The sequence below is a fragment of the Kocuria sp. CCUG 69068 genome, assembly GCF_020833785.1.
Classification (GTDB): Bacteria; Actinomycetota; Actinomycetes; order Actinomycetales; family Micrococcaceae; genus Kocuria; species Kocuria rosea.
This window is the reverse complement of the sequence record NZ_PDDL01000014.1, coordinates 18961-41639: the sequence shown is the minus strand read 5'-3', so window position 1 is coordinate 41639 and position 22679 is coordinate 18961. Positions and strand designations below refer to the sequence as shown.

General features: G+C 68.7%; 24 protein-coding genes. 13 read left to right on the top strand and 11 right to left on the bottom strand.

What is annotated here, in order from left to right; translation table 11 throughout:
- Window positions 1-162 precede the first annotated feature (162 nt).
- The 6 genes from CRM73_RS04765 to CRM73_RS04740 form a co-directional block, all read right to left on the bottom strand.
- Window positions 163-369 carry a tautomerase family protein gene (locus tag CRM73_RS04765; RefSeq protein ID WP_229586991.1) on the bottom strand — a complete coding sequence of 69 codons (207 nt, stop codon included), beginning with the start codon at window positions 367-369 and terminating at the stop codon, window positions 163-165.
- 13 nt (window positions 370-382) lie between these two features.
- Entirely contained in the window at window positions 383-1864 is a 1482-nt protein-coding gene (locus CRM73_RS04760) for an aldehyde dehydrogenase (RefSeq protein ID WP_229586989.1), read from the bottom strand.
- Window positions 1857-2609: an alpha/beta fold hydrolase gene (locus CRM73_RS04755; protein ID WP_229586988.1), complete on the bottom strand. Its 753-nt coding sequence runs from the start codon at window positions 2607-2609 to the stop codon at window positions 1857-1859. The genes CRM73_RS04760 and CRM73_RS04755 overlap by 8 nt, the downstream gene beginning before the upstream one ends.
- Window positions 2610-2611: 2 nt before the next feature.
- Window positions 2612-3163 (bottom strand): amino acid synthesis family protein, encoded by a 552-nt coding sequence (locus CRM73_RS04750; protein WP_229586987.1) that lies wholly within the window; start codon window positions 3161-3163, stop codon window positions 2612-2614.
- Window positions 3160-3786: an amino acid synthesis family protein gene (locus CRM73_RS04745; RefSeq protein WP_229586986.1), complete on the bottom strand. Its 627-nt coding sequence runs from the start codon at window positions 3784-3786 to the stop codon at window positions 3160-3162. Before CRM73_RS04745 ends, CRM73_RS04750 begins: the two co-directional genes overlap by 4 nt.
- Window positions 3787-3910: 124 nt before the next feature.
- Complete coding sequence (locus tag CRM73_RS04740) at window positions 3911-4606, bottom strand: GntR family transcriptional regulator (RefSeq protein WP_229586985.1); 696 nt, start codon at window positions 4604-4606, stop codon at window positions 3911-3913.
- A gap of 141 nt (window positions 4607-4747) precedes the next feature.
- On the opposite strand from CRM73_RS04740, the gene CRM73_RS04735 reads away from it, so the two are divergent.
- From CRM73_RS04735 to CRM73_RS04720, 4 genes are all read left to right on the top strand, one after another.
- Window positions 4748-5692 carry a flavin reductase gene (locus CRM73_RS04735; protein ID WP_229586984.1) on the top strand — a complete coding sequence of 315 codons (945 nt, stop codon included), beginning with the start codon at window positions 4748-4750 and terminating at the stop codon, window positions 5690-5692.
- A 203-nt stretch (window positions 5693-5895) separates the two neighbouring features.
- Window positions 5896-7626, top strand: coding sequence for a BCCT family transporter (locus tag CRM73_RS04730; protein ID WP_229586983.1), 1731 nt, complete (start codon window positions 5896-5898; stop codon window positions 7624-7626).
- 246 nt (window positions 7627-7872) lie between these two features.
- Window positions 7873-8301, top strand: a complete 429-nt coding sequence (locus tag CRM73_RS04725) for a riboflavin kinase (protein WP_229586982.1) — start codon at window positions 7873-7875, stop codon at window positions 8299-8301.
- A 411-nt stretch (window positions 8302-8712) separates the two neighbouring features.
- Entirely contained in the window at window positions 8713-10251 is a 1539-nt protein-coding gene (locus CRM73_RS04720; RefSeq protein WP_229586981.1) for an NAD-dependent succinate-semialdehyde dehydrogenase, read from the top strand.
- 188 nt (window positions 10252-10439) lie between these two features.
- Here the strand turns inward: CRM73_RS04720 and CRM73_RS19905 are convergent, their stop codons facing one another.
- The gene (locus tag CRM73_RS19905; RefSeq protein ID WP_229586980.1) at window positions 10440-11213 is read right to left on the bottom strand and encodes a MerR family transcriptional regulator; all 774 of its coding nucleotides are present in this window, start codon (window positions 11211-11213) and stop codon (window positions 10440-10442) included.
- Between the two features lie 54 nt (window positions 11214-11267).
- Here CRM73_RS19905 and CRM73_RS04710 point away from each other — a divergent pair, with 54 nt between their 5' ends.
- The 8 genes from CRM73_RS04710 (at window position 11268) to CRM73_RS04675 (ending at window position 18503) form a co-directional block, all read left to right on the top strand.
- Complete coding sequence (locus tag CRM73_RS04710; protein ID WP_229586979.1) at window positions 11268-12545, top strand: amidohydrolase family protein; 1278 nt, start codon at window positions 11268-11270, stop codon at window positions 12543-12545.
- 157 nt (window positions 12546-12702) lie between these two features.
- Complete coding sequence (locus CRM73_RS04705) at window positions 12703-13116, top strand: ASCH domain-containing protein (protein ID WP_075872303.1); 414 nt, start codon at window positions 12703-12705, stop codon at window positions 13114-13116.
- 129 nt (window positions 13117-13245) lie between these two features.
- Complete coding sequence (locus CRM73_RS04700) at window positions 13246-13779, top strand: GNAT family N-acetyltransferase (RefSeq protein WP_229586978.1); 534 nt, start codon at window positions 13246-13248, stop codon at window positions 13777-13779.
- 111 nt (window positions 13780-13890) lie between these two features.
- Window positions 13891-14379 (top strand): GNAT family N-acetyltransferase, encoded by a 489-nt coding sequence (locus tag CRM73_RS04695; protein ID WP_095651754.1) that lies wholly within the window; start codon window positions 13891-13893, stop codon window positions 14377-14379.
- Window positions 14380-14566: 187 nt separating this feature from the next.
- Entirely contained in the window at window positions 14567-16207 is a 1641-nt protein-coding gene (gene argS, locus CRM73_RS04690) for an arginine--tRNA ligase (protein WP_229586977.1), read from the top strand.
- Window positions 16208-16634: 427 nt separating this feature from the next.
- A complete protein-coding gene (locus tag CRM73_RS04685) occupies window positions 16635-17117 on the top strand; it encodes a hypothetical protein (protein ID WP_229586976.1) in 483 nt (160 codons plus the stop codon).
- Between the two features lie 95 nt (window positions 17118-17212).
- A complete protein-coding gene (locus tag CRM73_RS04680) occupies window positions 17213-17890 on the top strand; it encodes a hypothetical protein (RefSeq protein WP_229586975.1) in 678 nt (225 codons plus the stop codon).
- 55 nt (window positions 17891-17945) lie between these two features.
- Entirely contained in the window at window positions 17946-18503 is a 558-nt protein-coding gene (locus CRM73_RS04675) for a hypothetical protein (protein ID WP_229586974.1), read from the top strand.
- Here CRM73_RS04675 and istB read toward each other — a convergent pair.
- Together istB and CRM73_RS04665 are read right to left on the bottom strand one after the other, a co-directional pair.
- Window positions 18495-19331 (bottom strand): IS21-like element helper ATPase IstB, encoded by an 837-nt coding sequence (gene istB, locus CRM73_RS04670; RefSeq protein WP_126349977.1) that lies wholly within the window; start codon window positions 19329-19331, stop codon window positions 18495-18497. The genes CRM73_RS04675 and istB overlap by 9 nt on opposite strands.
- A complete protein-coding gene (locus CRM73_RS04665) occupies window positions 19328-19834 on the bottom strand; it encodes a hypothetical protein (RefSeq protein ID WP_095651758.1) in 507 nt (168 codons plus the stop codon). The genes istB and CRM73_RS04665 overlap by 4 nt, the downstream gene beginning before the upstream one ends.
- A gap of 167 nt (window positions 19835-20001) precedes the next feature.
- Between CRM73_RS04665 and CRM73_RS04660 the strand changes: the two genes are divergently transcribed.
- The gene (locus CRM73_RS04660) at window positions 20002-21180 is read left to right on the top strand and encodes an IS30 family transposase (protein ID WP_229586973.1); all 1179 of its coding nucleotides are present in this window, start codon (window positions 20002-20004) and stop codon (window positions 21178-21180) included.
- Here CRM73_RS04660 and istA read toward each other — a convergent pair.
- Together istA and CRM73_RS04650 are read right to left on the bottom strand one after the other, a co-directional pair.
- The gene (gene istA, locus CRM73_RS04655; RefSeq protein WP_229586972.1) at window positions 21172-22041 is read right to left on the bottom strand and encodes an IS21 family transposase; all 870 of its coding nucleotides are present in this window, start codon (window positions 22039-22041) and stop codon (window positions 21172-21174) included. The two genes, CRM73_RS04660 and istA, sit on opposite strands and share 9 nt — an antisense overlap.
- A 364-nt stretch (window positions 22042-22405) precedes the next feature.
- Window positions 22406-22657 (bottom strand): hypothetical protein, encoded by a 252-nt coding sequence (locus CRM73_RS04650; protein ID WP_229586971.1) that lies wholly within the window; start codon window positions 22655-22657, stop codon window positions 22406-22408.
- Between the last annotated feature and the right edge of the window lie 22 nt (window positions 22658-22679).

Below are 22679 nucleotides of genomic sequence, written 5' to 3'. Positions count from 1 at the left end.
TGTGGTTGTCCTTCTGTAGGTTGACTGCCTGCGGTCTGTTCCGGGGTGGCAGCTCGGGGGCTTTGCGATGAATGCCCTTGAGCCGCACCTGCACGCGTGATGGGGGCGTGTCCGGATGACGTGGTCTTTATTGAGGGGGTTCTTCTCGCGTCCCAGGGGCCGTCAGCGCGGTTCGGCGGCGCTGTTACGTTCCGCGATGGTGCGGTCGGCCTTGGACCAGTGGGTGGTCGGCACCTCCCGGAGGATCACCGTGGTGTTCTCCGGGACGGCGCCGACGGACTCTTCGGCGGCGCTGTGGAGGGCCGAGATGAGGGCGCGCAGTTGTTCGGGGCTGCGGCCTTCGGCGATGGACACGTCGATCAGGGGCATCGGGGTCTCCTTTTTAGCTGCGCATGACGAAGGGGTCCGCGACGGGGCCTTCGTCGGTGTTGATCCACACGCTCTTGAGGCGGGTGTACTCGTGCATGGACTCCAGGCCGTGCTCGATGCCCACGCCGCTGTTCTTGAAGCCCTGGCGCGGGGACATCGGGGACATGGCGCGGTAGGTGTTGACCCAGATGGTGCCGGCTTCCAGGCGGCGGGCCATCCGGTGGGCCCGGGCGAGGTTCTGGGTCCAGATCCCGGCGGCGAGGCCGTACTCGGTGTCGTTGGCCAGGGCCAGGACTTCGTCCTCGGTGTCGAAGGGCATGATCGCAGCGACGGGTCCGAAGATCTCCTCCCGGGTCACGCGCATGTCGTTGTTCACTCCGGTGAGCACGGTGGGGGAGTAGAAGTAGCCGGGGAGTTCGACCTCGGGGCGGCCGCCGCCGGTGAGGACGGTCGCGCCTTCGGAGACGCCGAGCTCGACGTAGGAGTTGACCTTTTCCTGCTGGGCGGCGAAGGCCAGCGGGCCCAGCTCGGTGGTCTCGAGCATCGGGTCGCCGATGACGATGCTGCGGGCGCGGTCGGCGACCTTCTCCAGCAGCTCCTCGTAGATGGAGCGGTGAGCGAAGACCCGGCTGCCGGCGATGCAGGTCTGTCCGGCGGCGGCGAAGATCCCGGCGATCACGCCCATGGCGGCGTTGGAGACGTCGGCGTCCTCGAAGACGATGTTGGGGCTCTTCCCACCTAGTTCCAGGGTGCACCCGATGAACCGGGACGCGGCCGAGGCCGCGATGGTCGAGCCGGTGGCGGTGGAGCCGGTGAAGGAGATCTTCGCGATGCCGGTGTGGTCCACCAGCGGGGCGCCGGCTTCGACGCCGTAGCCGGTGACGACGTTGATGACCCCGTCGGGGAACCCGGCCTCGGTGGCCAGTTCGGTCAGGCGCAGCACGGTGCGGGAGGTGTACTCGGAGGGCTTGATGACCAGGGTGTTGCCGGCGGCCAGGGCCGGGGAGAGCTTGGAGGTGGTCAGGGTCAGTGGGGAGTTCCAAGGGGTGATGGCTCCGACGACTCCCAGTGCTTCGCGCTGGGTGTAGTTGAGCATCTGCACGGAGTTGGTGGGGATCTGGCTGCCCTGGACCTTGTCGGCCAGACCGGCGTAGTAGTAGAGGTACTCCGGCAGGCCAGCCAGCTGCCCGCGCATCTCGCGCAGGAGCTTGCCGTTGTCCTGGGACTCCATCCGGGCCAGTTCCTCGGCGTGCTCCCCGACCAGATCGCCCAGGCGTCGCAGCAGGTGCCCGCGCTTGGTGGGGGACAGGTCCCGCCACTTCGGGTCGTGGAAAGCCTGGTTTGCGGCCTGGACGGCGGCGTCGACGTCGGCGGTGGTGCCGCGGGCCGCGGAGTACAGGGTCTCCAGGGTGGCCGGGTTGGTGCTCTCGAAGTACGCGCCTTCGACCGGGGCGACGTACTGTCCGTTGATGAAGTGGTCGTAGCGCTCAGGCATGGTCTTCTCGACTCGATTCCTCGATGAAGTGGTGAATGATGCGGGCCAGCTCGCCCGGTTGCTCCACGGGGAGCATGTGGCGGGCCCCGGGGACCACGACGGCCTGGGCGTCCGGGGTCGCCGACGCCAGACGTCCGGTCATCTCCGGGGTGGATCCGGGGTCCAGTTCCCCGGTTACTGCCAGGGACGGGACTTCGATGCTGCCCAGTTCGGGGCTGATCTCGGCGTCGGCGGTGGCGAACACCTTGTAGGCGTGCAGGTAGGACTCCACGGAGTTGGCCAGCAAGGTGCTCCGGGTGGCAGCCACGGTGCCGGCGTCCACCCCGCTGTCTGCGGGGTACCAGCGGCCGATCGAGGCCTCCACGCTGCTGGGGAAGTCCGCCCGGGCTCCCTCCAGTCGCCGCTGCACCGAGGCCGCCTCTTCCGGGGTGCGCCGGCACACCGAGCTGACGCTGGTCAGGGTGGCGACCAGCTCCGGACGGTACCGGGCCAGGTGCTGGGCGATGAGCGCGCCCAGGGAGAACCCCACCAGGTGGGCCCGCCCGGGCAGTCGGGCGGCGACGTCCTCGGCCAGCTCGGTCAGGGTGGCCGGGCCGGTCAGGGGCGGTTGAGCGCCGTGGCCGGGCAGATCCAGGGCCACGACGGGGCGGTCGGTGCACCGGGCCAGCTCAGTGCGGAGAGGCTCCCACATGGTGTAGTCCAGCCCCACGCCGTGGAGCAGGACGATCGGCAGGGGCTGGACCATGGTCACTGCTCGGTGCTCAGCGGGGCCAGGCGCTGCTGGGGGCGTCCCTGGGCGGCCGCGGCCAGGGCGATCACGATCTCCCCGGGGTGCGGGGCGTCGGCCAGGCGCACCTCGATGCTCTGGTGGTGGGAGCGGATGGTGGCGTCGGTGATGTGCTTGAGCGGGATGTCGAAGACGACCCCGGCGGGCCCGCGCTTCTCCACCGCCGGCAGCAGCGTGGTCGCGGAGGCGGCCTTGCGGAAGTGGTCGCCGAACTTCAGGGTGTGGATCAGGGCCGAGCCGTGCTCGATCTCCCCGTCCAGGCCCACGATGGCGGCTTTGCCGTAGGCCTCCACCGGGGCGCCCAGGGCTTCGACCACCCGGGCCGCCAGCAGGGCGCCGACCTCGGAGGCGGTGGCATCGATGCCGGGGTTGAGGTCCTCGACGAACCCCTGGCCGGCCCAGGGGTTGGCGATGATGGCGGCCACGACGGCCACGCGCGCGGCGGGTTCGACGGGACGGCCGCCTTCGGTGACGGTCTCTTCGACGAGGGTGATGATCTTGCGGGTGCTCATGCTGTGGCTCCTTCGAGGATGGCGGATGTGACGGCGGGGTCGGTGACCCGGTCCCCGATGCGGGGGTGCGGGCGGGGACCGGTGGAGGCGGCGACGACGACGACGATCTCGTCAGCACGGGGCCCGTCACTGACCCGGGTGGTGATGGTCTGGTAGTGGCTACGCGTCGCCGCGGCGGTCTTGTGCCACATGGGCACGACCAGGGCCTGGCCTGCCTCGGCACGGTCGTCAGCGAAGCAGATGATCGAGGAGCCCTCGAGGAACTCCCGCACGAGATTGCCGAAGTACGGGGTGTGGATCAGCGCACCGGCGTGCTCGATCTCCCCGGCGGTGCCCACGATGGCGGCCTTGCCGAAGGCCTCGACTTGCTGCGCCCCGCCGAGGCTCTCTAGCAGCCGGTCGGTCAGCACGCGGGCCAGCGCCGGGGCCAGCTCCTCGGTGGCCGGGGCGAGGTCCGTCTCCGGGCCGGTCCCGACCCAGGGATTGGACACCACCGCGGCGACGGTGGCGCGCACGACCGGTACGTCCGGGGCCTGGCCGTTCTCCAGCAGGATCTCCTCCTGGTAGTGGACGATCTTGCGGATGCCGGCCTTCTCGGGAACGCGGGACGACACGGTCGTCATCGCGCACCCACCAGGTGCGGGGTGTGGGGGAGGTCCGGCATGACCTTCCCGGCGAACAGTTCCAGGCAGCGCATGGCGTGGTCCTTTCGCGCCGGCGCGCAGCCGGCGGTGGTTGAGGCGGTGATCACGAATTAAGGGGTCGGCCGGCCGTGCGGGAGTCCGTGAGGACTTCCCGGGCGGAGGCATAGACGTGGTTGCGCATGGCGGCCTCAGCGCCGAAGTGGTCCTTGTCCCGGATCATCTCCAGCACGACACGGTGCTCGCTGGTGGAGGCCTTGATGCGCCCGGGGTGCTCGGCCGTGCGCAGCACCAGGCGGTGGTAGGCCAGCTGGTTCATCAGCCGGTCGTAGTGCTCGGCCAGCTTGGAGTTGTCCGACCCGGTGATGATCGTGTGGTGGAACTCGTGCACCAGTTCCGCGTACCGGGTGGCGTCCTGGTCGGCGGTCGCCTGGTCGGATTCGGCGATGTTGCGCTCGAGCACGTCGAGCTCCGGGACGTTGCCACGTCGGGCGAGCAGACCGGCGGCCAGACCTTCCAAGCCTTCCTTGAGCTGGAAGAGCTCGACGATCTCCCGGCGGGTGGGCTCTCGCACGAAGGTGCCGACCTTGGGGCGGATCTCCACCAGGCCCTCGTGCTGGAGCTGCTTGAGGGTCTCCCGGATCGGAGTGCGGCTGACCTCGAACTCCTGAGACAGGAAGACCTCGGACAGCGGCGCCCCTGGCGGGAACTGCCCGCTGAGCACCAGCCGGCGGACGCGCTCCAGAAGCGGAGCTTCCGCACTGTCGTCGACTCCCACGGTCCGATCTGTCACTTGTTGCATGCAACAGACGCTAGGCGGATGTGACCCAGCCGTCAAGGGCAGTGCGAAAGAACGGCAGCTTATCCGCGCCATTACTGGATTTGAGAGTTCGTGACTGCCGCCCATTGACCTGACCCTGTGATACGGGTTACGTTCTGTGCCATGCAACAGGAACTTGAAGCAACGCTCACGACCGTCTGGCAGGCCGCCTGGGACCGCGGGGAGGTCGAGGCGCTGGAAACCGTTGCCGCCCCTGACTACGTGAGGGTGAGCCGGGCCAGCGGGCACACCATCACGTTGGCCCAGCTGCAGGAGGAGATCCGTACCGTCCGGGCCGGCTTCCCGGACCTGGTGACGACCCTCGACGCGGTGGTCACTCAGGGGGACACCGCGGCGATCTTCTGGACCAGCACGGGCACCCACACCGAGACGTTCCTCGGGGTGCCGCCCACTGGCCGCCAGGTGCAGACCCGCGGATCCAACCACGTGACCCTGGTGGAGGGGCGGATCACCCGCGAGGAGGTGACCTGGGACGGCTCGGAGCTGCTCCACAGCCTCGGCGTCCGCCACCTCAGCGACACTCCGCTGCAGCCGGAGGAGGTCGTGCTCGATGACCTCTCCGGTGAGCCGGACCCGCAGGTGATGAAGACCTTCAACCGGCAGTTCATCACCGGCGTCACCGTGGTCACCACCCAGGACAACGGCACCCCCAAGGGGCTGGCCGTGAACTCCTACGCCTCGGTGTCCCTGGAACCGCCCCTGGTGATGGTGTGCATCCAGAAGACCTCCTCCACCTACCCGGCCCTGTTCGCCGCCACCCACCTGGGCATCAACATCCTGGGCACGGAACAGCGGGAGACCATCGCCACCTTCGCCTCCAAGGCCCCTGACAAGTTCGCCGAGGTCGACTGGCACCCCGGGCCCAGCGGCAGCCCGCTGATCGACAACTCTCCGGCGTGCTTGGAGGCCGAGATCCGTGAGCGCTTCCAGGCCAAGACCCACACCGTGTTCATCTGCCGTGTGCGCCACGCGGAGGTGAGCGAGGCCAGCCCCATCATCTACAAGGCCGGCCGCTTCTACGACAGTGACAACCTCGAGCAGCTCTAGCCCCATCAACAACCCGGATCCGACCTTCGCGCCCTGCGTGGATGACCGGCTCCGTAGGAGCTGCACCGTTCATGAGTGGCCGGAGCTGCTCGTCCAGCCCCCAGGCCACACCACCGTTGGTTCACCTCAGGGCGCCGCCACCCGGCGCGGCCCTAGGTGATCCCTCCCAGACGATCCAGTCTCTCCCAGAAACGGAGCCCACCATGTCCCAGGACACTCTTGCGGACGGCGCCACGAACGCACCGCCGAACGCCCGTGCGGACGGCAACCCCAAGAACCCGGTGTTCTGGGTATCAGTTGCCCTCATCGTCGTCTTCATCGTCCTCGCAGGCTTCTTCCCCACCCAGATGGGCGAAATCAGCACAACAGCCCTGAACTGGGTCACCGAGTCCACCGGATGGTCCATGCTGCTCATCCCGCTAGGCCTCATGGGACTGCTGATCTTCCTCGCGGTCACCAAGTACGGAAGGATCCGCCTGGGACCCGACGACTCCCGACCCGAATACCCCACCTACGCCTGGATCGCGATGCTGCTGGGGGCAGTGATGGGCATCGGGCTGATCACCTACGGCGTGGCCGAGCCGGTCTCCCACCTCCTCACACCGCCCCACGACCTCGCTGAGCCCGGCAGTCAGGACGCTGTCGTGGAAGCGCTGCGTTTCACCTTCCTGGACTGGGGTCTGCACGCGTGGGCCGTCTTCGCGATCTTCGGTCTGGCCATCGGGTACTCCACCCACCGGCTGGGCAACAAGGGCCTCGTCTCCCCGATCCTGCGGCCACTGATCGGACGGCATGCCGACGGGTTGGTCGGCAAGGCCGTCGACGTCCTGGTGATCCTCTCCACCCTGTTCGGCACCACGACCTCCCTCGGCCTCGGCGCCGCCCAGATCAGCCAGGGCCTCAGCCAGATCACCGGCACCACGCTGACGAGCATCCCCATCCAGGTGGGCATCATCGCCGTGATCACCGTGATCTTCACGCTCTCCGCCATGAGCGGGGTCAGCCGCGGCATCCGCTACCTGAGCCAGACGACCATGGTCATCGCGGGGGCGCTGCTGCTCTTCGTCCTCATCGCCGGACCCACCACCTACCTCATCAACATCTTCTTCCGCTCCCTGGGCGGCTACGTGGGCGGCTTCCTCGAGATCAGCCTCATGCTGCCGACCACCTCGGACGAGTTGGCCTGGATGCAGTGGTGGACCTACTTCATGATGGCGTGGTGGATCAGCTGGGGCGCCTTCGTGGGCGTGTTCGTCGCCCGGATCTCCCGGGGACGCACGATCCGGCAGTTCGTCTTTGTGGTCCTCGGCGTGCCCACCCTGGTGTTCTCCGCTTGGTTCACCGTCATGGGCGGCAGCGCGATGTTCATGGACATGAACCGGGACGCCGGGATCGGCGCGGCCGCCGCACAGGACGTCAACACCGCCTTCTTCGGCCTGCTGGACCAGCTCCCGCTGACCCTGTTGACCTCCGTGGTGGCCATCGTGCTCGTCGTGCTCTACTTCGTCACCGGAGCCGACTCCAACACCTACGTGCTGGCGGTGATCTCCAGTGACGGCGACATGTACCCGAAGCGCTCCGTCCTGGCCGTGTGGGGCATCCTCACCGGCGCCATGGCCGCGGTCCTGCTCTACGCAGGTGGCCTCCAAGCACTCCAGACGGCAGTGATCCTCTCGGCCGCACCGTTCATCTTCGTGATTCTCGCCCTGGCCATCGCGATCGTCATGCTTCTGCGCCGGGATCCGCTGATGACCCCCCTGCAACCGGGGCGTCACTGCGCCACCGAGGGCCCTTCCGGCACGGAACATTCCCAGCAGGGACAGGGCGTTGCACAGAGCGGGGTCGAGACGACCGCCGATGCCGACATCACCCACGACGGGCCCACTGCCGTGGAAAACAGCGAGTCCTCGCTGACGGCAACCCAGACCCGATAGGTCAGGCAACGTTCCGTTCACCGCACGGACGCTGACCGCCGGCGCATCAGAAGACGGTCGAAGCCATCACCCCGGAGGCCGCAACGCCGCCCAGGCCTCGACCGTCTTCTGCGCCCTCCCAAGGGAAACCACCCTCCTCTCCACCACCTCCAGGCGACCACGTGCGTGCCACGGACGTCGGCTCCGATCCGGGGCCGACGAACCGACAGCCTCAACGCCGTTTCCAGACCCAGAAAGGACTTCCTCATGACAGTCATCGAAGGCATCGTCGAGCACGGAGACGCCCGGGGCAGGACCATCGGATTCCCCACCGCCAACCTCGCAATCTGCGACCTCGAGGTCGAGGACGGGGTGTGGGCCGCGCAGGTTCGGATCGGTTCCCAGGAGTGGGCCGTCGCGGCGGTGTCCGTCGGCCGGCGCCGGACCTTCTACACCGGCGAAGGCCCCCGGCTGCTCGAAGCCCACCTCTTGGACTTCACCGGCGACCTCTACGGGCGCACGATGCATGTCGAGCTGACCGCGAAGCTGCGGGGCCAGAAGAGCTTCCCCTCCGTCCAAGCACTCATGGAGCAGCTGCACCGCGACGTCGAAGCCACCCGGCAGTGGGCCGTCATCCACTGCCCATGGCTCTTGAGCACCCAGGGGTCCAAGACCCGGGAAAGGGCGCTGGTATGACCCAGCAGGGACCCCCGAAGTGGGCCGTCCAACGAGTATCAGGAGTCCTCCAAGCCGAACGCGAAGCCGGGCGACACACCCTGAACCCAGCAGACCTCGCGCGTCGAACCGGACTCAGCAAGAGCCTGGCGCGGCGATGCCAGGCACACCTGACCACGGCACCTCATTCCACTGTCGGTCCACGAGCCCCGGCCAACCAAGGCACATCCGTGAAGGTATGACCGGGTTCACGAATCCTCTCGGGACGCACAAAGCCCGATGACACCCCCGCCCCGGTGGCTTCCGGGGTGCCCAACCCCAACTGCAGGCGGCCCCAGTGCTGTCGCCCGCCCGTCCGACCGTTTCCTTGACGCACCCCCCAGGCACCGGCGCCCGGTGCCTGGGGGGCGCGTCGACCAGAAAGGCTGATACATGAGCATCACGGACAAGGCCCCCGCGGCCACCGGCATGACGGACCGCATCACCGAGGTCCTGGGCAGGACCCCCACGGGGCTGCTGATCAACGGCCAGTGGCGCGACGCCTCGGACGGGTCCACCTTCGAGGTGGAGAACCCGGCCACCGGGCAGGTGCTGGCCACCATGGCCTCGGCCACCCGCCAGGACTCCCAGGCCGCGATGGACGCCGCCGCCGACGCCCAGGAGTCCTGGGCCCGCACCCCCGCCAGGGAGCGCTCGGAGATCCTGCGGGCCGCCTTCGACCTCGTGCAGGAGCGCGCCGAGGACCTGGCGCTGCTGATGACCCTGGAGATGGGCAAGCCGCTGGCCGAGGCGGCCGGTGAGGTCACCTACGGGGGTGAGTTCCTGCGCTGGTTCGCCGAGGAGGCCGTGCGCGACTACGGCCGCTACCTGGAGTCCCCCGAGGGCAATCTGCGGATGCTGGTGACCCACAAGCCGGTGGGCCCGTGCCTGCTGATCACCCCGTGGAACTTCCCGCTGGCGATGGCCACCCGCAAGGTCGCCCCGGCCGTGGCCGCCGGCTGCACCATGGTGCTCAAGCCCGCGAGGCTGACCCCGCTGACCTCCCAGTACTTCGCCGCCCTCATGCTGGAGGCGGGTCTGCCGGCCGGGGTGCTCAACGTGGTCTCCTCCGCCTCCGCCGCAGCGGTGTCGGAGCCGATCATGGCCGACCCCAGGCTGCGGAAGGTCTCCTTCACCGGTTCCACCCCGGTGGGCAAGCAGCTGATGAAGGCCGCCACCGACAACGTGCTGCGCACCTCCATGGAGCTGGGCGGCAACGGGCCGCTGATCGTCTTCGAGGACGCCGACATCGACAAGGCCGTGGCCGGTGCGATGGCCGCGAAGATGCGCAACATGGGCGAGGCCTGCACCGCCGCCAACCGGCTGCTCGTGCACGAGGACGTGGTCGAGGAGTTCGTGGCGAAGATGGCCGAGAAGATGGCCGCACTCACCGTGGGCAACGGTGTCGAGGACGGGGTCACCGTGGGCCCGATGGTCGAGGCCAAGGCGAGGGACTCCGTCGAGGAGTTCGTCACCGACGCCGTTCAGCGCGGGGCGAAGGTCGTCGTGGGCGGTTCCCGGGTGGACGGGCCCGGCTACTTCTTCGCCCCCACCCTGCTGCGCGACGTCCCCCGGGACGCGAGGGCGGTGACCGAGGAGATCTTCGGGCCCGTCGCCCCGGTCGTGACCTTCGCCGACGAGGACGAGGCCGTGGCCCTGGCGAATGCCACCGAGTACGGCCTGGCCTCCTACGTGTTCACCGAGAACATCTCCCGCGGGCTGCGCATCGGCGACCGCATCGAGTTCGGCCTGATGGGCCTCAACGTCGGGGTGATCTCCAACGCCGCCGCCCCCTTCGGCGGGGTCAAGCAGTCCGGTCTGGGCCGTGAGGGCGGGGCCGAGGGCCTGCACGAGTACACCACCACCCAGTACATCGGCGTGGAGAACCCCTGGGCCACCGTCCCCACCCCCGGCACCGGCACCCCCGCCTGAGAACGCGCAAGAACCGTGGGACCTGGCACACCAGGTCCCACGGCTTTTCGCTGCTGCAGGAATTGAAGTGGACTGTGGGCAGTGGGTGCAGGTTGACCCTTGCCGCTTTACATATGGCCCGGCTACCGGACATCTCCACAAGGGTGAGGTTGCGATGGGGGTTCCTCCGTGACCGGTTCTGCTAGGGGTCAAGGCGTGGTTGCGCCGTGCAGGTGGTGGGTGGCGTAGTACTTCATTGCTGTCGCCAGCCAGCCGGGTAGGGCTGGGTCGACGTCGGCGATCCAGGTCCGTTGTTGGTCGTCGTTGAGGTAGTGATCGGCCAGGGCGCGGTAGGCCTCGGCATCCGGTTTCCAGAACTGGGCGATGGCTTCGTGGTGTTCCTCGACGAGCTGTTGGGCGTCCTGGCCATCAGACGGCACCTGGTGTCGCATGAGTCCGGCCATGCGGTGGAGCAAGGCTCGGCTATCGGCGGCTGCTTGTTCGTAGTCGGTCATTTCCCAGCCGTCGGTGGCGGTCTCGACGGCGGCGAAGGTGTGCTCGACTGCTGGGCCGTGGGCGGCCCTGAGCCGGTCCTTCAGCCGAGTGCGGTCGTGGTGGAGGCCGCGGAAGAAGTCCGCAGGTTCCATGGTGTGGGCGCCGGTGAGGTCGGTGATCGAGGCCTCGATGGTTTCGATCACGGTGCCCAGACGGTGTTGCTCGGCGAGGATCTGTTCGCGCTGGGCGCGCAGGGCGGTGATCTCGTTGACCTGCCCGTCGATCACCTGCCCGATCTGCCCCAGCGGCACACCCACTTCGCGCAGCAACAGAATGCGCTGCAGACGCAGCAGTTGCTCCCGGCCGTACCAACGGTAGCCATTGGCCCCGATCTCAGCCGGTGCCAGGAGCCCGATGGCGTCGTAGTGGCGCAGGGTCCGGGCGCTGATCCCGGCCATGGTGGCGAGCTGGCTGATGGAGTAGCGCACGCTCCACCGTATCGCCTTGACCTTCTCGTAGCGTCAACTTCTACCGTGAAAGCCATGGCACTGACGATCACCCAGACGAGAATCTTCGACGGCACCACCATGAGCGCCCACGACACGGTGCGCGTGGTGGACGGGCGCATCGAAGCTGTGGGAGGGCCTGAACTGGTGGCCGCCGGGGACACCGTGGTGGAGGCAGGTGGGGCCACCCTGCTGCCCGGGCTCATCGATGCGCACCTGCACCTGCTGCCCGGGACCGCCCACCAGGCGGTGACGTTCGGGGTGACCACCGGGATCGACCAGTTCAGCAAACCTGAGGTGATCACCCCGGTCCTGGCCCGCAACCACCGACCGGAGGTGGCGCAGATCAGGACCTCGAGCATCGGGGCGACCGCCCCAGGTGGGCATCCCACGATGGCCTACGCACCCTTTCCCTACGTCACCGGACCCAAGGACGCCGCAGCCTTCGTCGCCGACCGCAGGGGAGAGGGTGCGACCCATCTGAAGGTCTTCTACGACGACGGCTCGACCGCCCCGATGCGCATGCCCTCCTTAGATCTGCCCACGGTGGCCGCCCTGGTCCGGGCCGCCCACACGGGCGGGATGCTGGTGGTCGCCCACGTCACCAGTGCCGCGGCCGCCGTCGACGTCGTGGCCCAAGGCGTCGACGTCCTCGCCCACGTGCCGTTCGAGCCGTTGAACGAGGCCCAGCTGGAGGTCTTGGCCGCATCCCGGATACCGGTGATCGCCACGCTGGGCATCGCCGACGGCTTCCCGGGCCCGGACGGCACCATGCCGCTACTGGGCCAGTCGCGCCTGGCCTCGCGCCTGGGACCGGGATGGACCGGGATGCTCCAGCGCCAGGGGAAGCGGTGGATGCCCCCAGGGGCGCCCGACTTCGCCGCCGCCAGGCGCAACGTGGGGGCCCTGCACGCCCGTGGGGTGCCGATCCTGGCCGGCACCGATGCCCCCAACCCGGGTCTGGTACACGGGGCGAGCCTGCATCGGGAACTCCAGCACCTCGTGGCCGCCGGGCTGAGCCAGCTGGACGCACTGGCCGCGGCGACCTCCGGCCCGGCGGCCGCCTTCGGTCTTCAGGACCGCGGGGTGATCCGCCCGGGGGCACGGGCCGATCTCGTCCTCGTGGCCGGGCGCCCGGATGAAGGCATCACCGCCACCCAGGACATCACCGCCGTATGGAAACAGGGTGTGGCAGTGGATCTGGACGGGTATCGGGGCAGCCTTGAGGAGGAGACCGACCTGGTGGCACTGCAGGCCACCAACGAGAAGATCATCGCCGCCATCCACCAGGTGTGGCCGCAGTTCACCTCCTGACCGCGGCACTCGACCAGCCCCAGCGGACCGATCGAGAAACCGCCGATGAACCCTGTTGCAGTTGGGGTTCGTTGGTGGGCACTTGATTCCCGTGTGAGCGCGTTGCCCGTAGCATCGAGTGCGCTCCTTTTGGGTCACTGGGCGGCATACTCGACCCATGGATGAATCGATGCCGGTGGCCGAGTTCGCGGCACCCGGACCGTTGCGGGACCGGCTCGTCCAGCTGATCCGGTCCGGCACGAAGACAGGCACATCGTCGCTGCTGGGTGACTACGAAGCCAAGGGCCAGCCCCTGCCGCGCCTCGGCGAATGTCAGGCCCTCATGGACTCCACCGGGCGGGTGGTTGCCACCTTGGAGATCACCGAGGTGGCCACGATGCGATTGGCCGAGGTGCCCTGGGAGCACGTGCTGGCCGAGGGCGAGGGGCACCGCAGCGTGTCCCAGTGGCGGGAGGCTCACGAGGTGTTCTGGACGGCCACGCCGCCGGAGGCGTGTGCCGAGGCCCCAGTGCGGGACTTGGACGACGACACGCTTGTGGTGCTGGAGCGATTCCGGCTCCTGCAGGACTAGCGGAAGTACCCTCATCGGCGGCCTCAGAGCCGCATGATTCCTGGATCAGACCCGTTGCAGTTGGGGTTCTGAAGCGACACCAGAGGTTCTGCGCGCTGTGGTGCCGCGCACGCATGGTCGATTGGAGACATGTTCGATCCGCCTGACCCGATCGCCGGGGCGTGGCCTCGGCACACCGACCGATGCCTGCTGCGCCCCGTACAGGATGCCGACCTGGAGGCGATGCTCGTCTATCGGGGTGACCCGCACGTCACCGAGCACTTGGGCCATGCCCCGCTGTCGCGCGATGGGGTGCAGGAGCGCATTCAGTCTCGCTTGTCCGGGCGGGATTCGGTGTCGGGGTGGTTCGTGCGCGGGGTGGCGGTCCTCCTAGAGGGTCGGATGATCGGGGATGCCACGCTGCGTCTCCAGCCGGGTCCTGAGGGGCAGTCCTGGCAGTTGTGGGTCGGGTACGCACTGCGACCGGAGGTGTGGGGGTGCGGTCTGGCGACCGAGGTGGTCGCTGAGCTCGTCGGCATCGGTGAGGAGATGGGTCTGCCGGTCTGGGCGGAGACGTTCGTGGAGAACGTCGCTTCGCAGCGGGTCCTCGAGAAAGCAGGGCTGGAACTCGTGGAGGAGGTCCTGGCCGAGGGCCGGCTGTGCCGGGTCTTCCGAAAGCGTTGACGTTCTTGTCCTGTGGTGAGGCGGCCTGGTCACGGTATGCCTCCGGCTTCGAACAGGCTGCCTCAACGGCCGTAGCACCGACCCATGCCGGGGTGTGCCTAGCATGGGGGCATGCGCCTGCGAGAGACGGTCCCAGCCGATCTGGATCTCTTCCTAGGCTGGGTTTTCTCCGAGGCGGACATGGTGCTCTGGTCCGGGCGCACCTTTGCCTGGCCGCTGGATCGGGGGCAGCTGGAGCGCTACCTGCGAAATGATCAGCGTCGGTACTGGACCGGGCTGGACCCCGAGTCGGGGAATCCGGTCGGCCACGCCTCCCTGCTGGTCGACCACGACGCAGCCATGATGCGGCTCGGGTGCATCCTCCTCGATCCGGCAGTTCGAGGGCGTGGCCTGGGTCGCGAGCTGATCAGTACAGCGGTGCGCACGGGTTTCGAGGTCACGGAGCTGCCGACCATGAAACTGGGCGTGTACGCGCACAACGTCACGGCTCGGCGCGTGTACGAGGATCTGGGGTTCCGCCAGACCGGCCGGGTGCGCAGCACCGAGGTGAACGGCCAGCCCTGGCATGCCGTGGAGATGGAGCGACCACGAACCGACTGAGCCGCTCCTGCCTGCTGGCTCTCTTCTCGGATCGACCGGGGCCGTCACGAAGGTCACGCGCTGCAATTGGGGTTCCCATCGGATGTGGCTTTGGTGTCTGAGAAGTGGTGTTTGTCGCTATTGTGCACTGGTGGCGACCATGTCAGGGGGATCGGGGCGCTGCAGAGGGCGGCGTTATGCTTCACGGGTGACTCCTGAGGAATTATCCGCCGCCATTTCCGCTTGTTTGCAGGCCGCTGTCGAGGCCGGTGACTTCGATGTCGACCTCCCCTCGGAGGTGCGTGTGGAGCGACCGAAGAACCGGGAGCACGGTGACTGGGCCACGAACATCGCCCTGCAACTGGGCCAGAAGGCGGGGAGGAACCCGCGCGAGCTCGCCCAGGTCCTCAGCGACCGGTTGGCCGGCATCGACGGCGTCAAGAGCGTCGACGTGGCCGGCCCGGGTTTCCTCAATATCACCCTGGACGCCGGCGCGGCGGGCGAGCTCGCCCGCACCATCGTCGAGGCAGGACCCGCCTACGGCACCAACGACGCCCTGACGGGTCACACCATCAACATGGAGTTCGTCTCGGCCAATCCCACCGGGCCCTTGCATCTGGCCCACACCCGCTGGGCCGCACTGGGCGACTCGATCGCCCGTGTGCTGCGCGCCAGCGGCGCGGCGGTGACGGCGGAGTACTACATCAATGACGCCGGAACGCAGATGAACACCTTCGCCGCCTCCGTCCTGGCCACCATCAAGGGCCGACCGGTCCCGGAGGGCGGCTATCCGGGGGAGTACATCGCCGATCTTGGCCGCCAGGCTCTGACTGCCCGGCCGGAGCTGGCGGACATGGACGATGATGAGGCGCTGCCGATCGTCCGGGAACTGGCCTATCGAGCGCAGATGGCCGACATCGAGGAGACCTTGGCCGACTTCGGGGTGCACTTCGACGTGTTCTTCTCCGAGTCGGACCTGCACGAGGGCGGAGCGGTGGTGCAGGCGGTGGACCGCCTGCGGGAGCAGGGTCACGTCTTCGATCTCGAGGGTGCCGTCTGGCTGCGCACCACCGACTTCGGCGACGACAAGGACCGTGTCCTCATTCGGGCCAACGGTGAGCCCACGTACTTCGCCGCGGACGCGGCGTACTACCTGTCGAAGAAGGACCGCGGGTTCGAGCAGAAGATCTATCTGCTCGGCGCCGACCACCACGGCTACATCGGCCGGCTGCAGGCCATTGCCGCCTGCGCCGGGGACGACATGGAGCACAACATCCAGGTGCTCATCGGCCAGATGGTGTCCGTGAACGGAGCCCGCCTGTCGAAGAGGGCCGGGAACATCATCGAGCTGCGGGATCTGTTGCAGTGGCTCGGCAAGGACGCGCTGCGGTACTCGCTGGGCCGATCCTCGGCGGACTCGGCGATGTCGATCGATCCGCAGCTGCTGCAGAAGAACACCAACGAGAACCCGGTGTTCTACGTCCAGTACGCCCATGCCCGGACCCACGCCGTGGCCCGCAATGCGGAGTCGGCCGGAGTGGACACCGGCAGCTTCGACGCGGCGTCGCTGGATCATCCCACCGAGGGCGACCTGCTGGCCGCGCTCGGGCAGTTCCCCGGGGTGGTCGCCCAATCGGCGACCTTCCGGGAACCACACCGCGTCGCCCGCCACCTCGAGGTCATCGCCGGCACCTACCACCGTTGGTATGACGCCTGCCGCATCGCTCCCCAGGGAGACGCCCCGATCCAGGACGTGCACCGCTCGCGCCTGTGGCTGAACAACGCCACCCAGCAGGTCCTGGCCAACGGCCTCGACCTCCTCGGCGTTTCGGCACCCACGAGGATGTAACCGAGTACGGAGCAATCTGTCCCGTGGATTCTCAGTAGAGGTTCCTTTGCGGGTGAAGGTGGATGGGATTCCCGCCGAGGAGTTGGCCGTCTTCCGATGCGGCATCTCCTGGGCGTGAGGACCCCATTAGTAGGGACGCGCGCCACCCCCCTTCGACGTGTGCCTTAGCACATTATGGGGGAGGGGTGTGGATGCGCGGTGCCGTCTGAAGGGTCTCGCAGATCGGGGCAACGACCGTTCGCGCTTACGCGCGGCCCCACTGACAGCCCATCGGCGCCTCGAAGGAGTTCCGGTCATGACCAGCCCACCACAGGACCCGGGCAACCCTGCTTGCCCGTACGAGTCCTCCCGCAGGACCCCGCCCCGATACTCCTCACAAGGATGGCCCGAAGGCGCGGATCGTGGCCCCGGGCAGCAGCGTGGGGCCGTGCCGGCGCCGCGGCAGCTCCAGCGGCTGCTGGGTCTGACCGTGGCCTCGGGCGCCCTGTATGCGGCACTTGGGGTGGTGGTCACGATCATCTACGCCACGATGGACTTCGCCGCGATGTACCAGAGGATGGGCATACCGGCCGAGGACGCCGGGCAGATCGGCACGATGTTCGAGCGGATGCGCGGGGTCTCGATCGCCTCCGGGGTGATCGCGGTGGTGGTGCTGCTGGGTCTGTACGCCTCCGCCTACGTCTTCCTGCGCAAGGGGGCGAACTGGGCTCGGATCACCGGCATCGTGCTGGCGATCCTGAGCTCCCTGGGCTTTCTGGGCAACCTCTTCGGGTTCTGGCTCTATGGGCAGTGGGCGATTGTGCTGATCGGCCTCGGGATCGCCTTCATCGCGGTCAACATCGCTTGGTTGGTGACCGCCTTCGGCGCCCCGCTGCGCGCCTGGTTCACCCGACCCCGCTACACCCGGTGAGACCGGCAGGGACGACGCAGCTCCCTGTGATGTGGCCGCGACCCCAGCTGAGCATGGCCCGCATTCACCGCTCACGACGACGATAGGGACGCACCATGGCAGTCGAAGCACGACCCACTACTGGCACACCGGGTCCGTGGTTCCGCACCCTGTGCGGGGCCATCACCCTGGGGCTGAGCCTGGTGTGCGTGCTCTCATCCCTGCCCTACCTGACCACGACCTCCGGCAGTGAGCAGCTGACCATCTGGGGGTTCTTCCTCTGGGGCGCCGGGTTGGCCGTCGGCGGGGCGTGGCTGATCCGCGGCCGGTCCAAGGGCCGGGACATCGTCTTCGTCCGGGACCGCCGACGCCTGCTGACCGTCGCGGCCTTGACCGTAGTGGTCGTCGGCATGGCGATCTTCTTCGCGACCCTGCCCGCCGAGGAGGGCGACACCTTCGACGCGTCCCTGGCGTACCGGACGATGTTCGCCAACCTCTTCGCGACCCTGCCGTTCATGCTCTTCGACCGGGAGGGCCACCATGAGCGCGCCACCCCGATGCCGCAGGATCCCGCCGGGCGGCAGAGGGTGAAGCGGCGGATCGGTCTGCTGGTCCTCGCCGGGGTGGTGGCTTGGCCGGCCGGGGTGGTGCTGGGGGAGCTGGTGCACCCGTGGTTCGAGGAGATCCTGCCCCGCCTGGCCGCCGGGTTATTGGCCGCGGCCGCCGTGCTGGGCTACCGGCTGCGGAAGTCCCGGCCCTCGGGGACCGGACCCGACGCGTCCCCGGACCGGTAGGACGTGCACCAGGCCATGGTTGCGGTGAGCCCACGACCCCGGGGAAGGACAGGCGATGTTCGTGGCACCGGGAACCGGTGAGGGGCCCGCCCCGAAGAAGGACCGGAAGTGGCTGTGGGGGCTGGGCGCGTGGCTGTTCTGGTTCATCATTGCCGACGAGGTGTTCGAGGCCGCACTGGACTGGTTGGTGGCCACCGGCGGGTACGGGTTCTCCAACGCGATCATCGGGCTGCTCACCCTGGGCGGGTGCTTCATCGGCATCCAACGGCTGCACGTCAAACACCGGCGCCTGGAGACCGAGGGCGACCCGGACCCGCTGCCGGCACCCTACGACTACCAGACCCAGGCCCAGGGCGGGGTCTTCGCGGGGTGGGCATTCGGAATCATCACCTGGGTCGCCACGCTGGCGTGGCTGATCTTCGTCGGGGTGGGTTCGGCGATGACGTTCTGGCCGATCCTGGGGACGACGATCCTGTGGGTCGGGCGGATGGAGATGGCCCACGCGCGCGTCATGGACGCCCGCCGCGGCCAGCCGCCGGCACTGATGGCGCTTTCTGAGATTCCCCAGGGATGCTCCCCGATTTTCCCCACCCGGTGGTTGTGGTCACTGTAGCGGTCGTGGGGTGCCGGTGGTGGTGCGGCGCAGGGTGTCGGCGCGGGCTTGGTGGGCGCGCAGCCGGTAGGAGTCGCCGTCGAGGTTGAGGACCACGGAGCGGTGCAGGAGCCGGTCGAGCAGGGCCGCGGCGACGGTGGTGTCGCCCAGGACTTCGCCCCAGGAGCCGACCCCGCGGTTGGTGGTGAGGATGATTGAGGTCTTGAGGTAGCGCTGGGAGACGACCTGGAACAGGGCTGAGGCGGCCTCGGCGGGCAGCGGCAGATAGCCCAGCTCGTCGATGACCAGCAGGGTGGGTCCGGCGTAGAAGCGCATGGTGGTGGCCCAGCGGCCCTCGATCGCGGCCTTGTGGCAGCGGGCGGCCAGATCGGCGGCGGTGGTGAAGTAGGTGCGGTAGCCGGCCTCGGCGGCCTTGCGCGCCAGTCCGACGGCCATGTGGGTCTTGCCGACTCCGGGCGGGCCGATCAGCAGCACGTTGGTCGCGGTCTCGAGGTAGCGGCAGGACGCCAGCTCGTTCACCAGGGCTGGGTCCAGTCCCGGGGCGGCCTCGAGGTCGAAGTCCTCCAGGGTCGCCGGCGACGGCAGCGAGGCGAACCGCAGCCGCCCGGCCAGCCGGCGGGCCTCGGTGGCCTCGACTTCCAGGCCCAGCAGTCTCTCCAGGGCGGCGGTCATCGACAGGCCCTCGGCGGTGGCCTGATCGAGGACGCCCGGCAGGTGCTCGGCGGCGGTGGTGAGCTTGAGCTCGGCCAGGTGGGCGCGCAACCGCTGATACGTCGAGGCCTGCGAGAGGCTCATGGGCTCTGTCGGGATGTTCGTGGGGGTGCTCATGTGAGGGTGTTCCTTCCGTTGGCGGCGGCCGCGTAGCGGGACAGATCGATCACCACGGAGCCCTCCTCGGCGCCGTGGACCGAGGTTGTGGTGGACGTGGGCGCGGCGGTGCCGCGCAGGGCCGCGGCTGCGGCCAGGGCGTCGGCCCCTGGTGGGATGCGGACCTTGCTCCGGTGCGGCACCGCCGAGGTGGCGGCCTTCATCGCCTCGGTGTTCAGCGCGATGACGTGGCCGTGGTCGCGGACCATCGCTCCGGCACCAGGGGCGGCGGCACGGTGCCGGGCGATCACCGTCCCGTTGTTGGTGGAGATGTCGAGGTGCGGCTCGCCGAGGCGGGCGATGACGGTGACCGTGGAGTGGGCCAGCTCAGGGGCCACGGAGTAGGAGTTGCCGCGGTAGGCCACCAGAGCCTGGGCCGAGACCTTCCGGGTCACCGTGGTGACGGCCGGGAACGGGGCCGGGGGCAGCGCCCCGAGCGGTTCGGCGGCGGCCAGGGCGCCCACGGTCGTGCGGCCCTGGGCCGTGGTGCGGGCCCGGGCGTCACCACGGGTGGTGCACCACTGATCCAGTGCGGCTTGTGTCGATGCCGTCTGAATACTGACCCTCGGGCGCCGGGCGGATTCAACGGTGGGTTCTAGCGGTCGTCGCAACATCCCTGTAGATGAAGGGGATGGAGATGGGCATCAGAGGACGCAAGCGGCGGTTGGTCCTGGAAGATGAGTACTGGGCGCTAATCCTTACCGGGGTGGGCACGGTCGAGGCGTGCCGGATGGTCGGGATCGGGCGTAAGACCGGGTACCGGTGGCGGGCCGAGCTCGGCGGACTGGCTCCGGCCAGAAGAGCCGAGGCGCAGCCATCGAAACGCTACCTGTCGTTGCTGGAACGAGAACGGATCGCGGTGCTCCGTCGACAGGGCCTGTCGATGAGGACGATCGCCATCCGGCTGGGGCGGGCGCCTTCAACGATCTCCCGGGAGCTGCGGCGCAACACCGCCGCCCACGACCGCGGAGGCTATGACCCGGTGTTGGCCCATGCCCGCGCCCGCACAGCCGCCCGACGGCACAGACCCGGGGTACTGGCTCACGACGAGGAGCTCCGTCGTGTGGTGCAGTCCAAGCTCGAGCTGGACTGGTCCCCGCAGCAGATCGCCGTGTGGCTGCGGATCGAGTACCCACACCGCCGGGAGTGGCATGTGTGCCACGAGACGATCTATCAGGCGCTCTACCACGGCACTCGTCGCGGGCTGCACCGGCGGCTGACCACTCGGTTGCGCACGGGGCGGTCGATGCGCCGCCGGCGCCGACGCCCTGACCAGCGGGCCCCGCGCTTCATCGCCCCGGGGCTGCTGATCGACCGGCGCCCGGCTGTGGTCGAAGAGCGGGTGCGGATCGGCGATTGGGAGGGCGACCTCATCGTGGGGGCGAAGAGCCGCTCGGCGATCGGGACGCTGGTGGACCGCACCAGCCGCTACGTCCGCCTGGTGCACCTGCCCCGCGGCCACGCCGCGCAGGCCCTGACCGACGCTCTGGAGGTACTGGTGGAGGACCTGCCGCAGCCGACACGGCGGACGTTGACCTGGGATCAGGGTGCGGAGATGGCCCGCCACGACCTGGTGGCCGCCTGGTTCAGCGAGGGCGTGTACTTCGCCGCCCCGGCCAGTCCGTGGATGCGGGGGTCCAACGAAAACATGAACGGGTTGCTGCGCCAGTACTTCCCGAAAAGCACGGACCTGAGCGTTCACACCGCGGAGGACCCGGCCAGGGTGGAGCAGCTGCTCAACACCCGTCCGCGAAAGGTCCTCGGATGGGCGACGCCGGCCACCGTGTTCGCGGCCAAGATGTCATGCTGAAACAACGTCGGTGTTGCGACGAGCTGTTGAATCCGCCCGGCGATAGGGGGTCAATTTTCGTTCGGCGTTGACAGCTTGTGCGGATTCGACGGTGGCCTCATCAGGCAGGGTGCGCCAGACGCGTTGGGCGGCGGAGTGCACGGCTTTCTCGACCACGCCTTTGCGGTTGCCGCGGCGTGGTGGGCAGATCGCCACTGAGACCCCGTAGTGCTTGGCCACCGCGGCGAAGGTGACGGTGACCGCCCCGTTGGGCGGGTGGCAGACGGTGGCCATCCGGTCGAAGCGCCAGGCCTTGCTGACCCCGCCCAGGGCGCGGGTGATGTGGTCGATGCCGGCGATCAGGTGCGCCTGGTCCTCGGACTCGCACAGGAGCCCGCGCCAGGCCCCGGAGTGCGCCAGAGCCCCGACGAGCAGATGCGCCTTGGCGCCCACACCCCAGGCCGCCGGTGGGTCGGGCAGTTCGACCCAGTCCCACTGGGTCTCCTCCCCGGGCGGGTGCTCGATCACCGCCACGGGGCGCCCGGCGGTGGGCCGGCGGTCCTGGCACACCGGGCGCAGCTGGCGTTGCCGCAGCTGTCGGGTGAAGGTCTGGTACGCCCCGGGGTACCCGAGGTCGGTGACCTCGTCGTAGAGCGTGGTGGCCCACAGGTGCGGGTCCTCGCCCAGGCGGGCCCGGCAGTAGTCGGCGTAGGGGGCGAAGGGGTCCGGGGTGCTGCGTTGGCGTGCCCCGGGGGTGCGGTTCCCGGCCAGGTAGGCGCGGATGGTTTTGCGGTCACGGCCCAGATGCCGGGCGATCGCGGAGATCGTCCAGCCCTGACGGGCCAGGGCGTGCGCGTCGATGTCTTCCTCCCGTGTGAGCATGGTCAGCGGGGCTCCCTCGAATGGATGGCTGGTGGTCAGAGACCGCCATCATCGAGGGGGCCCCGCCGTCATTGGCGGAGCCACACGGGTGGGGAATTTCAGTGAGCAGGTCTGGGGAGTTTCACCTGAGCGTCATCAGCACCTGTCGACTACGACTGAGCAAGGAAGGCCGAGGGTGCCCCAGGCACCCGAACCACCTGGACGCCCCGAGCCCCGGCTTTACATATGGCCCGGCTATCAGCCGCTCCACGAGAACGACATTGCCTGTGGGGTTGGCCCGCGCGGGGGTAGGCCCTGTCCTGATGGGCGTGCTGGCCGTTCTTGCACGCTCCCCACAGGGATGCTGTTACCGAGGGGCGATGGGTCAGGAGTCGTCGTCCTGGCTCCACAGCCAGTGCAGGTAGATGGCGCCCCATCCCGGGCCCAGGGCGTCCACCAGGGCGTTGGCCACCGTGCGGGCGTCCACCCAGGGGTAGCGCTGACCGATCCGCGTCGCTTCCTGGCAGATTCTCTCCGGATCGTGGCCCTCGTGGTGCAGGGCGAGGGTGGCTTCACTGAGCCGGGCCTCGAAGAGCCGTCGATCCGTCAGGGGCACGGGCTCAAAGGTGATAGACATCAGACTCCCTCAGGTCAACGAT

Excerpts from the sequence above, each read along its gene's own strand:
- CRM73_RS04735 (WP_229586984.1), top strand. The coding sequence starts at position 4,748 with ATGCAACAGGAACTTGAAGCAACGCTCACGACCGTCTGGCAGGCCGCC.
- CRM73_RS04755 (WP_229586988.1), bottom strand. The coding sequence starts at position 2,609 with ATGGTCCAGCCCCTGCCGATCGTCCTGCTCCACGGCGTGGGGCTGGAC.
- CRM73_RS04730 (WP_229586983.1), top strand. The coding sequence starts at position 5,896 with ATGTCCCAGGACACTCTTGCGGACGGCGCCACGAACGCACCGCCGAAC.
- CRM73_RS04725 (WP_229586982.1), top strand. The coding sequence starts at position 7,873 with ATGACAGTCATCGAAGGCATCGTCGAGCACGGAGACGCCCGGGGCAGG.
- CRM73_RS04745 (WP_229586986.1), bottom strand. The coding sequence starts at position 3,786 with ATGACGACCGTGTCGTCCCGCGTTCCCGAGAAGGCCGGCATCCGCAAG.
- CRM73_RS04650 (WP_229586971.1), bottom strand. The coding sequence starts at position 22,657 with ATGTCTATCACCTTTGAGCCCGTGCCCCTGACGGATCGACGGCTCTTC.
- CRM73_RS04750 (WP_229586987.1), bottom strand. The coding sequence starts at position 3,163 with ATGAGCACCCGCAAGATCATCACCCTCGTCGAAGAGACCGTCACCGAA.
- CRM73_RS04695 (WP_095651754.1), top strand. The coding sequence starts at position 13,891 with ATGCGCCTGCGAGAGACGGTCCCAGCCGATCTGGATCTCTTCCTAGGC.
- CRM73_RS04705 (WP_075872303.1), top strand. The coding sequence starts at position 12,703 with ATGGATGAATCGATGCCGGTGGCCGAGTTCGCGGCACCCGGACCGTTG.
- CRM73_RS04710 (WP_229586979.1), top strand. The coding sequence starts at position 11,268 with ATGGCACTGACGATCACCCAGACGAGAATCTTCGACGGCACCACCATG.
- CRM73_RS04660 (WP_229586973.1), top strand. The coding sequence starts at position 20,002 with ATGGAGATGGGCATCAGAGGACGCAAGCGGCGGTTGGTCCTGGAAGAT.
- CRM73_RS04740 (WP_229586985.1), bottom strand. The coding sequence starts at position 4,606 with ATGCAACAAGTGACAGATCGGACCGTGGGAGTCGACGACAGTGCGGAA.
- CRM73_RS04765 (WP_229586991.1), bottom strand. The coding sequence starts at position 369 with ATGCCCCTGATCGACGTGTCCATCGCCGAAGGCCGCAGCCCCGAACAA.
- istA (WP_229586972.1), bottom strand. The coding sequence starts at position 22,041 with ATGCTCACACGGGAGGAAGACATCGACGCGCACGCCCTGGCCCGTCAG.
- CRM73_RS04720 (WP_229586981.1), top strand. The coding sequence starts at position 8,713 with ATGAGCATCACGGACAAGGCCCCCGCGGCCACCGGCATGACGGACCGC.
- CRM73_RS04760 (WP_229586989.1), bottom strand. The coding sequence starts at position 1,864 with ATGCCTGAGCGCTACGACCACTTCATCAACGGACAGTACGTCGCCCCG.
- istB (WP_126349977.1), bottom strand. The coding sequence starts at position 19,331 with ATGAGCACCCCCACGAACATCCCGACAGAGCCCATGAGCCTCTCGCAG.
- CRM73_RS04675 (WP_229586974.1), top strand. The coding sequence starts at position 17,946 with ATGTTCGTGGCACCGGGAACCGGTGAGGGGCCCGCCCCGAAGAAGGAC.
- CRM73_RS04680 (WP_229586975.1), top strand. The coding sequence starts at position 17,213 with ATGGCAGTCGAAGCACGACCCACTACTGGCACACCGGGTCCGTGGTTC.
- CRM73_RS04700 (WP_229586978.1), top strand. The coding sequence starts at position 13,246 with ATGTTCGATCCGCCTGACCCGATCGCCGGGGCGTGGCCTCGGCACACC.